The organism is Siphonobacter sp. SORGH_AS_0500 (assembly GCF_031453245.1).
Classification (GTDB): domain Bacteria; phylum Bacteroidota; class Bacteroidia; order Cytophagales; family Spirosomataceae; genus Siphonobacter.
Genome location: NZ_JAVIYT010000006.1, coordinates 104,415 through 116,709, shown reverse-complemented (window position 1 = coordinate 116,709; position 12,295 = coordinate 104,415). Strand labels below are relative to the sequence as shown.

Here is a 12,295-nt window from a genome sequence, read left to right as displayed (position 1 = left end):
ACCTTAATTAACCTGATTGGTATCGCCTATTTTTACTTATTCTAGTGCTACCATATGCGTATTTAAGGCTTTTGAAGAAGTGACGATTAAACCTTTATTTTTCTGAGGAAGTATGGAAAAACCTTCTAACTCATCCGCATTATTGAAATCTATTACTTTTAAAACTACCTCGCTTCCCTGCTCAACGGAGCGATCAAAATCCAGAAAAGTTAATCGCCATTTTCGGCCTTCCATCTGGTTTTGAATGAGGACTAACTGTCTCTTTTCGGGAATCCAGTGCAGATTCTGAACCCAGGGCGAACATTTGAATTTTTTGAGAACAATGCCTGGCTCGGAAGTTTTAGACGCATTCTTTAACCGCTCAGGATCGTAAAGCCGAACTTCATTATTTTTACTACCATAATCGGCGGTGGCAACTACCCACTTTCCCTGATACTCCACGTATTGCGGACGAGTACCCTGAATGCAGGCATCGTCTTCAATGGTTTGAATCAAATTCCCATCCAGCGTTCCGGTTTTCCAGAGGCCCTCCCAATCAATGGCATAAATTACTGCTTTCCAGAGGGTTCCTTCGTGATTGAGACGAATGCTATTGCCTACAAAGACGGGTAAATCCGGGCGATAAGCAATACCGGTAGGATGGTTTATAACATCCTTTCCGTCCTGCGTTAGCCGAACTTCCCGGTTCGTGTACCGCAGAGAACCATCGATCCAGTCATATTCCCGAATCATTCCCACCTCCCGATCTCCGTACAAATACACCTTCTCATTCAGGCAACTTACGCCCTGACACGCTCCCAGCGAATCAGTCGTAAACGAACGCGTCACGGTTACGGATGGCTGACTATAACTTGTGTGAGCGAGTAATCCCAGAAAAACAATGCGTAATGTAATGCTCATACTCCTTCATTCTTCTGCAAAGAAACAAGGGGTATATTATCTGAAGGAAACGTAAATATTATGCAATTGTGAAGCTTACTCAACGAGCCAAACTATTCTAAGATTTATACTATTTACTTTAACTCAAGTACTTTTATACTGACCAATACTATTCAATCTATTTTCTATTATTAACTAATGCAAACCCGTTTAATTTCCACGGCTGGTGTCCTCACCAGCCATTTTTGGAAGCAAGTTTTGTATTGGAAAGTAGTTTTGGTTGATGAGGACACCAACCACGGCGATTGATTTCATTTTCATGGATCATAAAAAAGGTTACTCCCACCAGGGAAGTAACCTTTAAAAATCTCTATAATTAATTCAGGTATTACTCTTCTTCGGCTCCCTGAAAACCGGATTGTAACTGAATCAAATTTCCGTAGAAAATAGCGTTTAGGAAAAGTCGATTCGTGCCGTGCCAGTAATGGCGATACGTGGGATCTTCCGCAAAAGCAATGACCTTCCCCTGTCCACTCTGACCAACGAGAATGGAAGCCGTGTTATTGATTTTGGCGATGTTATCCTTCGTAATGTACCCGCTGATGTACGACGAAGGCAGGTATTGAGCCACCGTAGCATATTTGTCCTTGCTGGGTAACAGAATCGTAGTTCCCGTTTTAGTGAAGTAGATTTTGCGATTACTTAAGCCAAAAGCTACGGGGTTTGAGATGTCAATATCAGCCAGGAAAATACCACCATTGATTCGTTTCGGTGCATCCGTTTCTGATTTTAAGGCATAATCCACGCGAGTAGTTACTCCTTTTTTCGTAGCTGAGGAATCCACGTAAGCCCGTTCGTGAAGCAGTCCCTGAGTAATGGCCCATTCTGAAGCCGTGCGGAACGTAATCAGTGTTCCTCCACGGGCTACCCAGCTTTTAATAGCGTCGGCGGTCGGTTTACTGAGTTCCCGGTAGTTTCCATTCGGCAACACCAGTACATTATAACGATCCAGCGAAACCCGGCCCAACGCATTGACATCCAGTTTGGAAACGGGTAACTGCAAGTGTTCATTCAGCAAAAACCAGACTTGTCCGGCTTCGGCCAGTCCACCCGTACTTCCGGTAATCAGGGCTACTTCGGGTTTACGAACGGGAACAATGTTATTACTACCCAGATCAATCCCTTCCACACTGAAACCCGTCGTCGTTCCGGCAAAAGTTACCTGTGCTTTCGTCGCGGCTTCGCTGACCAAAGCATAGAGGCTGTCGGGACTAATGGATTGTCCAGCCACGGGAATCACGAGTGATCCATACGCAAATTTCTGATTTCCAGTCGTAGTTTTACTGGTAAAAGGCTTGAGAGCCGTTTTTACCAATACCCCTTTCGATACCAAATAATACAAAGCCCGCGAAGCATTATACTCCGACCAGTTCAGCAAATACGCCAGCGAGGCTTTCCCCCCCGCCACGCTTCCTTTTACGTCAGGAACAGCTGTAACGGCTTCACTCAGTGAAGGAACTGAGGTTAGTTTAGCGTATGCCAAGCCGTAGGCATGAGCCACCGACCAGGACGTGTTATCGTAAAAGACACTGTCTTTGAGTTTAGGGGTTTCTTCAAACAAAGAGTGAACGATTCGGAAAAAAGGCTGCTCGGAAGGAACAACATAGGCGTGTCCTTTTTCAAACTTCTTGCCGTCTACGGTTAAATCTGAGTTCAGAGGATACACTTTCAGGCGGTGACGAAGCACGAGAGAAAGTAACTTGTTGGTTAAACTCACATCCCGACTATCCCCAAAAACAAAACCCTTCGCGGGATTTGCTTTCCCCTGCGTCACGGCGGATTTGAAGAAATCCTTTTGCAGTTTGAATAGGTTTTCTTTCTCGGCTAATGCTCCTTTCAGCGTGGCGAGTCCGGTTACTAAATGGTTGCGTACGGTAAAGGCAAACGTAACCGGGCCGGATGTGCTTTCCTGCACCAAGCCCCGCGAGCTGCCCTGCTCGAAGGTAACGCCGACCGCCCCGAAAAAGTCGGGATAGGTTGAACCGTAAATGGGCGACAGGTTATCGAAAGCTTCTTTCGTAAAATACAGCGAACCAATTTCATCTAATGCTTCGGCGTGGTATTTCGCCAGTGTCGCATTGAAATCATACGAAGCCCGGGGTAATAAGGGGCTCTCATGACCCGCCGGAGTAGGCTCGAAATAATACGTGCTGTTCGTTCCCATTTCGTGAAAGTCAATGTGCACATTAGGATACCAGCGATGCGAGAAATCAACGCGATTTTTGCTTTCGATCTGCTCGGCACTCAGCCAGTCGCGGTTCAGATCGGTGAAATAATGGTTCACCCTCCCACCCGGAAAAGCCTGATTATGTTCCAGATCGGCAGGATCACTCACCGGTGGAAACGATTTATAGGCATTATGCCAGTTGGCCGCCCGATCCCGACCGTCAGGGTTTTGCGAAGGGTCAATCAAAATCACCGCTTCTTTCAGGTAATTAGCCGTTTGCTGACTTTGATTGGCTGCGAGGTAATAGGCCGTTAACAAAGCCGTTTCACCACCCGAAGTCTCGGCTCCGTGAACGCTGTATCCTAATAATACCACCACCGGATCGTTCTTGTCCAGATTGGGTTTGGAGGCATCCAGTACGGTGAGGTGTTTCTGTCGAATCTGTTCGAGTTTCCCGTAGTTTTCGGGGGAAGTGATCGTCAGAATAACCTGTGGACGTTCTTCGTAGGTTTTCCCGATTACCTCGACGTGAGCTTTCCCCCCCGACGTACGTTCCAGCTCTCTGAAGTAAGCCACAATCTGATCGTGACGGGTATAATGTGTTCCAATGGGATATCCCAGAAACTGCTCGGGTGAAGGTACTTTCGGGTCAAAACTCCCTGATTTCGGGAAAAAGTAGTTTTGCTGGGCCCAGAGTAGCGGACTGGTTAATACCAGAAGGAAGGTAAAGAGATTCCGTTTTTTCATTTGGGAAAAGGTTACAACAGGTTAATAGCCAGGGTTTTGTTCCAGATCGGGATCAGAAAGTACGTCCTGGTAAGGAAAAGGAAATACCCAGTAATTGGTATTGGTAAGCCCGAGCACCGCTCCTACCCGACCCGTTCGCACGAGGTCAAACCAGCGGTGAGCCTCAAAGGCAAATTCCAGATTATTCTCTTCTTCAATGGCTAGTAATAACTCGGCCTGCGTGGCGACGGTTGAAGCCGGCACATCGGCCCGGGCCCGCACCGTATTCAAATCCGACAACGCCTGACTCAGCTTGTTTTGCTGGGCTCTGGCTTCGGCTCGAATCAGGTATAACTCGGCAATCCGAATGAGATAAGCCGGGTCGGTACTCGTACTGGACGTGTTGTATAAAACGCCGTACACGTTGTTACCCGTTCCCGCCAGCAAGGCACTGCGGCTGCCGCCCTGGTTGGGGTTAGTCAGCTTTGCAATCAGCGTAGGGGATGGCTTCAGCGTATACTGTCCGCCCAGGGAGCTGGGGTACCACAGGTTCCAGTATGAATTTCGGTTATTAATGGAGAAACTAAGTTCAAAAACCGATTCCTGACTTAAAAACGGCGACGTAAAAAAGTTTTTATACGGCTTAACCAGGCTATACTTTCGGTTATCAATCACTTGCGAAGCGTAGGTTTCGGCATCGGCCCACTGTTTGCGATACAAGTGCAAGCGGGCACGCAAGGCCCGGGCCACACTTTTCTGGGCCCGGTTTCGGGTAGCGGCATCTTCGGGTAATAACTCTTCAGCTTTGATTAAATCGGCCAATACCTGATCGTAGGTCTGTTCGAGCGTCGAGCGTTTAATGCCTTTCAAATCGTCCAGATTCAGGGTAGGTTTAAGCTGTAACTGCACACCACCCCAACCCCGAGCCAGATCAAAATAACCTAGAGCTCGAATGAAATAGGCTTCCCCGACAATGGTATTTTTCTCGGTCGCACTCAGGTTCGGGTCGCTTACTTGCGGAACGTAGGTAATGATGCTGTTAGCCGTATTTACTGCCCGGTATATACTCTGATACACATCCAGCGTAATGGCATTATCGGGGGTAACGGCGTTCTGGTCCAGTTGCAGGTATTGGCTTAGCGTTCCATTGAAAACCACGTTATCGGTCGTGATGGTACCTAACGTTGGATAACTGCTGGCGTAGTAACTTTGCACGCGGGCATAGGCACCATTGATGGCCGCCCGGGCTGTTCCGGCGTCGGTAATAGCACTAGCTGCGGGCAGGGCATTACTAGGATACTCTTCCAGGTATTTCTGGCAGGAAGTAAAGCTCAGCAAAGTAAAAACAACCGCGAGTTTACTCCAGGGTTTATATAACTTTTTCATCAAGGCATCAATTAAAGGGTAAGACTTAAGCCCACCAAAAAGGTACGGGGTTGAGGCACCGTGGCCCAGTCGTAACCAGCCGTATTCTGGTTATTACTCTGCGAGCTTACTTCGGGATCGAGCCCGGTGAATTTGGTGAAGGTTAACAAGTTAGCTCCCTGCACGTATATCCGGGCAGACGAAAGACGGGCTTTCTGAACCAGACTAGCGGGCAGGTTATAGTTCAAAGCTACATTCCGCAGACGAATGAAGGAACCGTCGAGCAGATACCGCGAACTCTGGTTGGCTACATTACCCCCGTAATTATTGGAGGCCCCACCGTTAACCGTTGGGTTACCGCTGTAGGTTGTCAGCCGTGGAATGTCCGTTACGTCACCGGGGTTTTGCCAGCGTTCCAGTTGTCGGGGAATGAAGCCGATGAAGTTCTGCGTTCCGCCGTGCACCAGGAAGAAATCGTGCATGCTCATAATCTTATTACCCTGCTGGAAGTAGAAAAGGAAGTTCAGATCAAATCGTTTGTAGGAAAGTGTATTCGTCAAACCTCCACTGAATTTTGGCAAAGCATTCCCTACAATCTGACGGTCGGCGGAGGTAATAATGCCGTCTTTGTTCACGTCCTCATACACGGCATTACCCGTTTGCGGATCGACGTATAACTGCTTGTATAACTGGAAAGAGTTGACGGAATAGCCCTGACGTAAAATCGAGATGTTTCGCCCGGAAGCTCCCTGAGCAATATCCGAAGCCAGTTTTTCAATCCGGTTGCGGTTGAAGGAAATATTGAAATCCGTTGACCAACGGAAGTCTTTACCCGCAAAATTTTCGGAATGAATCGAGAATTCCACACCCTTATTACTGACGGCTCCGTAGTTCTGCAAATAAGTCGTGAAACCGGAACGCGAAGGAACGGGTACGTTCAGGAGTAAGTCGTAGGTGTACTTATTATAGTAATCAAAGATAAAACTCAGTCGATTTTGCAGAAAACTAAACTCCATTCCGATGTCTATCTGACGGGTGGTTTCCCAGGTTAAGCGACGGTTCTCGAGCTGCGAAGGGGCAATCCCCGCTGCATCCAGGTAATTGAAACCCGAAGACCACAGGCCCTGAGCCGCGTAGGAACCAATGCCGTTCTGATTACCGCTTAGGCCCCAACTGGCCCGGAATTTCAGATCACTCAATACATTCTGGTTTTTCAGGAAAGCTTCGTTACCTGCATTCCAGGCAAATCCGCCGGAAGGGAAGTAACCCCAACGACGATCCGCTCCAAACTTAGATGAAGCGTCGGCCCGCAAACTGGCATCAAACGTGAATCGACCGTCATAGGTATAGGTCGCTTTTCCGAAGAAAGAAACCAGCTTATTTTTATTCCGGCTGGACGAACCCGTCGTGGTTGCTGCCACGTCAATACTGGTCAGATCGTTACTGGCAAAATTCTGACCAAAGGCACTGGTTCCTTCATAACGAACGGTATTAAACGTGTTCCCAATCAGGGCATTGATGCGGTGTTTCTCTCCGAAGGACTTGATATACGTCAGTACCTGCTCGTTCGTTAAAATCAGGTTTTTGGTTTCATAGGAAGAAGCAGAACCCTTCGATGCAATGCCTGCCGCAATGAGCGTGTTGCTGTAATTATTCTCATACATATCACTGTTATCCACGCTCCAGCTACTACGCAAGACCAGTTCGGGCAGAATGGTCAGTTCAGCAAAGACATTCCCAATTGTCCGCCATCCCACGGCATTGTTATTCAGATTCTTGATGAGGGCAATGTGATTATCGAAACTTCCCGAACGAGCGTAGGTGCCGTCTTCGTTATAAATCGGCAGATACGAACGCGGAAAAATCGCCGAGTTAATGACGCCCGTCGGGTTATTATCGTTACTACTGACGTTCCGATACGTCCGGGAAATGTTAATGCTATTCCCCAATTTGAGTTTACTCGTCAGGTAATTGTCGTAGTTGAAGCGAAGGGTATACCGCTCAAAACCTGATGGTTTCACAATCGATTCCTGATTGGTATAACTTAAACCCGCAAAGTAGGTACTCTGAGCAGAGCCTCCCTGAGCGGATAAATCATAGTTAGCCGTAGAGGCTACTCTAAAAATATCGCTGATGCGATCATACGTTGGAACGTTGCTGGGGTCTGGGAAAGGTAAGGTCACCGTCGAAGGATCTAGACCACGATCAATCGCTGTATTTCGAACCGACTCGTTTACCAGCGTAGCCGTTTCTGGCCCGGTCGTGGCCTGGAATTTCTTTGCCGCCGAAGACCAGCCGTGTGAAACATTGGCGGTGATTTTTGCTTTGGTATTCAGTCGACCGCGTTTGGTCGTTACGATTACCACGCCATTCGCTCCGAGCGACCCATAAATAGCGGTTGCGTTGGCATCTTTTAACACCTGAATGCTCTCAATATCAGCGGGATTAATGTCCGCCAGCGGATTTGACTGTTGTTGCTGACCTATACTGGTTCGAATGGGTTCGGAGTTACTAACAAATACACCATCAATCACATATAAAGGATCAACCGAGGCATTGATGGAGTTATTGCCGCGAATACGAAAAGTGATACCGCCGCCGGGAACACCCGAGTTGGAGTTTACCTGAACACCCGTCAGTTTTCCCTGCAAAAGCTGATTGAACCCTGCCGCCGCCGGAATATTTTTCAAATCATCGCCATTGATTTTAGCTACAGAACCGACAATTTCCTTGCGATTCTGCGTACTGTAACCCGTAATCACTACATCATTCAGTACTTTACTATCCGGCTGAAGCTGTACGGTAAGGTTAGTCTGGGAAGTAATGGGAATCTCCTGCGTTTCGTAACCAATGTAACTGATTCGCAGGGTTTTGTTTCCTGATGAAAGGGTTAACTGAAAAGAACCGTTGGCATCCGTCAAGGTGGCATTTGAAGTGCCGGAAATCTGGACGGTAGCTCCCACTAAAGGTTCCTGATCGGGCGTAAGAACGCGGCCTTTAAGCTGGCGTTGCTGAGCAAAGAGAGGCTGAAAAAATAGCAATCCTGCCAGAAGCAGGACGTTTTTTATTAAAAGTTGATTCATAATTACATTCAATAATTTACTGAGAAGGGAAGATTAAGAAAGGCAAGGCCCGGGCGGAGCGTGTATTTGAAACATGGACATACCGTTACGTTTTTGATAATCAGAATAATTACAATACTGTGACTAGCGTTCTTTCCGTTTTGGGCTTATACAGATTCCCAACGACCCGTTCAATCAGACGCATGGGAACTACTCGGGGTAACCACGCTCCGACTTGGTTGAGGAAACCCGGGACTACTTCAGCTCTACCCGAAAACAACGCTTTTATAGCGATTTCAGCCACTACATCGGGATTCATGTGAACCTTGCTGGCAGTCTGTTTAAGCGATTCTCCCATGCGAGCCCGATCTACGAAACCCGTGTCCGTGCTGCCCGGACTCAGCATGGTTACACTCACGTTTGAACCGCGTAACTCATGTCGCAGGCCCCGCGTGAACGAAAGAACGAAGGCCTTGGAAGCCGCGTAGACGGTCAGGTAAGGCACCGTCTGATAAGCCGTGGTGCTACAGACATTGAGCAAATAGGCTTTTTCCTGTTTCCGTAAGGTGGGTAAAAACGCGTGGGTAATCTGCATGACCGCCCGCACGTTGACATTGACTATATCAAGTTGTTCATTGATGTCGAGGTCTTCGAAGCTGCCATTCAGACCAAACCCTGCATTGTTCACCAACACTTCCAGATTTGGTGTGATTTGTTTTTGCCAGATGGTGACAACCCGCAAAAATCCCGGCAGGGCTAAATCAATGGTCAAGACATGGACGTTCCGGGCATAGGTATTTCGCAGGTAGTCAGCCGTCTGATAGAGCTTTTCTTCCTGAAAATCAACTAGTAACAAATCATACTTTCGCTGAGCAAGCTGCTCAGCCAGCGACCGTCCTATTCCCTGAGCGGCCCCGGTAACTAGGGCGTATGGCATATGAAAAACGTCTAGAGTGAAAAGAAAAGCAGTCCTTGCCAGAAGCAAGGACCGTTAACGGATTAACTTAAAAAGCGAGCAATTCCGGGTTGCCAGTTTTTATTCAACCAGCCGGATAAAGAGGGTTTCGGTAGCTTGATACTGCCTAGTTTATGGTAAAACGGTGTTGGACTTTCGGCGTGTTTGGGACTGTATTCTCCCGTAATAATCGGAATGTACATAACCCGGCGGCGGCTTTTTTCACCGATAAAGGGGGATTGCTGCACGCGATGCCAAAGGCGGCCATCGTGGATGGTGAGGTCGCCTGCCTCGATTTCAAAGCCCGTTTCTTTGGGATCGGGATTATTATCGATGAAGTATTTTTTACGGAACAGTAACTTCCAGATGCTCTGCTCATGGGTGCCCGTCAGCACTCGCAACCCACCATTGGCCTGCGAGCAATCATCCAGGTGCAGACCCACATTCAACATGGGTTGAATTCGAGTTCCTAAAAATAAATCGCGGGGGCTATCCGTGTGCCAGCCTAGTTGCTTGAACTGGCTGGTGGGCGTATTGACGTAATGGTTGACGACTAAACCATCTTTTTCATTCTCCCCAATGCGTCCCTCATAAGGACCCAGTAATTCCAGTAATAATTGAAAACGAGGATCTCTCAGGAAATCACGTAGCTTCTGGCTGTAGTGTGAGGTAAAGGCCAGCCGTTGAATCATCCGGTCACCGCGTTCGTTTTCGCCGAATTTCAGGGGAATACCGTTTACTTTTTCAGTGTTAGTTTTTAGTAAATGCTGTTCTACGCGGTTTACTTCCCGAATGAATTCCTGCACCGTAGCCCGGTCTACAAACTGCTTGAATTGAATGATGCCGTGGGTTTTAAAATACTGACGCTGTTCTTCGGTTAAAGCTTTATTGAAAACGAATGTCTGACTCATGATTTCCTGATTTTGAATTGATAAGAAACAATACTTCCCCGACTCTATTCGCTGAGAAAGAGCTGATTAGGGTACTTAATCGAGAAAAGCAGGTTACTTACAACACAAAGAGGAGCGAAGCCGGAGGTTAATTAAAACCCATTCGTAGTTCTCTAACATAGTCGCAGATTTGAATGACGGTTCAAAGAAAGAGGATGTATTTTTTAAAAACAATAGTCTACTAAATCTATTTATTTTATAGACTAATAAGATTTTATTAATGTACTGATTTACAATTCAATAGAGAATAAAAAATTTTTTAGCGAAGGTCTAACCAGGAGCATTAAATAAGGGGAAGGAAGCCTCTTCCCGCTTTGGGGACCATTGGAACAAGGGCTTAGGCAACTCTCTGTCGTCGAGAGCGAAGCGTGAATGTCCCCGGATTTCATCCGGGGCTACTCATATTGAACCCCTCCGGGGTTATTAGTCGTAACCCTATTGTAACAATCTTAACAACAACCCCAACGGGGTTGAATATGAATAGCCCCAGGCTGGATATCCCCGGATGACAAATCCGGGGATAACGCGGGGACACGGTTGGTCATGACAATTATCTCATACTTAAAGGATACATCATTACGTAATTATCCGCATCTGTCATCCAGAGCGAAGCGAAGGATCTGATGATCTTTGTCGAGCTGGTTGGGGCATGCGGTAACTTGACGAAACCAGCCCCGCCCCCTTCTACCCAAGGTCTCTCTTTACATTTGAGAGGACAGGTGAAGGTGAATCCCTGGTGCGAGATTCCCTCTCGTTCCTACGATCAGGCAGGTGCCACCTGTCGTTCTGCCAAACCTGTCAGCCCTAGCCAAAGTCCGATTCGCATGAAGGCCTTCATTCTAACGGTTAGACCGCTTCTAAAAATTCTTTACTCTTCTACTCATCGTTTCTGTAACCCGCCTAATATTTAGTTACGCTGCCTTTTCTTTCATGGGCTATACGTGCATAACTTCAAGGCTTCTAGCCAACCTTATGCTCACTCCTGTTCATTCATCGATTACCAGGAGCTGAGTACTATTCAGTGAAATTATTTATAATGATTATAAATAATTGATTTACCTTTGTGCCCTTCTTATGGCAGCAAGCACGGAACAAATACATTGGCAACACTTGAAAATGGGCGACCGGGAGGCATTCATGTTTCTCTACGAATCTCATTATCAGGCTTTATTTGCCTTTGGCTGCCGGGTTATTGCCGACCGCGAGTTAGTGAAAGATACCATCCACGAACTCTTCTGTGAACTCTGGGATCGGCGTTCGCGTCTGCCTGAAGTTGACAATGTCAAGGCCTATCTCTTCACTTCTCTCAAGCGAAAATTACTCAGAGAAAATCAGGATGTTTTTGCCTCACTGAGTGATACAACGGCAGGGCCCGTCGAGCGTTCTTACGAAGAAACGCTGGTGGAGATGCAGTCGGATGACGATAACAAACGCCGGGTGCAGCACTTGTTAAGTAAGCTTACGCCGGGTCAGTTGGAAATGATTCGACTCAAGTATTATGAACAATTAAGTTACGAGGCTATTGCTCAACGCCTACAGCTTCAACCCCGAACCGTGTATAATCAGGTTTCGGAAGCCCTAAAAACCCTCCGCAAGCATATGCAGGTGTTAAGCAGCCTGTTTCTTTTTATCTTCGTTCGTTAAAAACCGGTCTGGCATCTAGAATGAAGACCTGCATGCGAATCGGACCCTGGGTGGAAGGGACTAGCTTCATCCAGTTACCACCTGCCCCAACCAGCTCGACAAAGATCATCAGATTCTTCGCTTCGCTCTGGATGACAGATGCGGATGATCAAGTACCCGCGATGTCCCCGGATTTCATCCGGGGCTACTCATATTCAACCCCGCTGGGGTTGTTGTTAAGATTGTTACAATAGGGTTACGACCAATGACCCCGGAGGGGTTCAATACGGATAGCCCCGGATAAAATCCGGGGACATTCACGCTTCGCTCTCGACGACAGAGAGTTGCTAAGCCCTTGTTCCAATGGTCCCCAAAGTGGGAAGCGGCTTCTTTACTCTTATTTAACACTTATGGTTAAACCTTTCCTAAGAAAAAATCCTATTACTTCACTGATTACCAATTCATTAAAAATTAATTATAAAAAAGATTGAATTTAGTCGGTAAAAAA

General features: G+C 47.2%; 7 protein-coding genes. 1 reads left to right on the top strand and 6 read right to left on the bottom strand.

Annotated elements, in window-relative coordinates; all coding sequences use genetic code 11:
• Positions 1-36: 36 nt before the first annotated feature.
• The 6 genes from QE357_RS22095 to QE357_RS22070 form a co-directional block, all read right to left on the bottom strand.
• Positions 37-900 carry a hypothetical protein gene (locus QE357_RS22095; protein WP_309712550.1) on the bottom strand — a complete coding sequence of 288 codons (864 nt, stop codon included), beginning with the start codon at positions 898-900 and terminating at the stop codon, positions 37-39.
• A gap of 367 nt (positions 901-1,267) precedes the next feature.
• On the bottom strand, positions 1,268-3,853 hold the full coding sequence (locus QE357_RS22090) for a M14 family metallopeptidase (protein WP_309712547.1): 2,586 nt from the start codon (positions 3,851-3,853) through the stop codon (positions 1,268-1,270).
• A gap of 21 nt (positions 3,854-3,874) precedes the next feature.
• Positions 3,875-5,218 carry a RagB/SusD family nutrient uptake outer membrane protein gene (locus QE357_RS22085; protein ID WP_309712544.1) on the bottom strand — a complete coding sequence of 448 codons (1,344 nt, stop codon included), beginning with the start codon at positions 5,216-5,218 and terminating at the stop codon, positions 3,875-3,877.
• An 11-nt stretch (positions 5,219-5,229) separates the two neighbouring features.
• Positions 5,230-8,280, bottom strand: coding sequence for a TonB-dependent receptor (locus tag QE357_RS22080; protein WP_309712541.1), 3,051 nt, complete (start codon positions 8,278-8,280; stop codon positions 5,230-5,232).
• Between the two features lie 109 nt (positions 8,281-8,389).
• On the bottom strand, positions 8,390-9,196 hold the full coding sequence (locus QE357_RS22075) for an SDR family oxidoreductase (RefSeq protein WP_309712538.1): 807 nt from the start codon (positions 9,194-9,196) through the stop codon (positions 8,390-8,392).
• A 62-nt stretch (positions 9,197-9,258) separates the two neighbouring features.
• Positions 9,259-10,125, bottom strand: coding sequence for a phytanoyl-CoA dioxygenase family protein (locus QE357_RS22070; RefSeq protein ID WP_307143868.1), 867 nt, complete (start codon positions 10,123-10,125; stop codon positions 9,259-9,261).
• A gap of 1,113 nt (positions 10,126-11,238) precedes the next feature.
• On the opposite strand from QE357_RS22070, the gene QE357_RS22065 reads away from it, so the two are divergent.
• A complete protein-coding gene (locus QE357_RS22065; protein WP_309712533.1) occupies positions 11,239-11,808 on the top strand; it encodes a sigma-70 family RNA polymerase sigma factor in 570 nt (189 codons plus the stop codon).
• Positions 11,809-12,295: the final 487 nt, after the last annotated feature.

Coding starts and splice junctions, on each gene's coding strand:
- QE357_RS22095 (WP_309712550.1), bottom strand. CDS start 900: ATGAGCATTACATTACGCATTGTTTTTCTGGGATTACTCGCTCACACA.
- QE357_RS22085 (WP_309712544.1), bottom strand. CDS start 5,218: ATGAAAAAGTTATATAAACCCTGGAGTAAACTCGCGGTTGTTTTTACT.
- QE357_RS22090 (WP_309712547.1), bottom strand. CDS start 3,853: ATGAAAAAACGGAATCTCTTTACCTTCCTTCTGGTATTAACCAGTCCG.
- QE357_RS22065 (WP_309712533.1), top strand. CDS start 11,239: ATGGCAGCAAGCACGGAACAAATACATTGGCAACACTTGAAAATGGGC.
- QE357_RS22070 (WP_307143868.1), bottom strand. CDS start 10,125: ATGAGTCAGACATTCGTTTTCAATAAAGCTTTAACCGAAGAACAGCGT.
- QE357_RS22080 (WP_309712541.1), bottom strand. CDS start 8,280: ATGAATCAACTTTTAATAAAAAACGTCCTGCTTCTGGCAGGATTGCTA.
- QE357_RS22075 (WP_309712538.1), bottom strand. CDS start 9,196: ATGCCATACGCCCTAGTTACCGGGGCCGCTCAGGGAATAGGACGGTCG.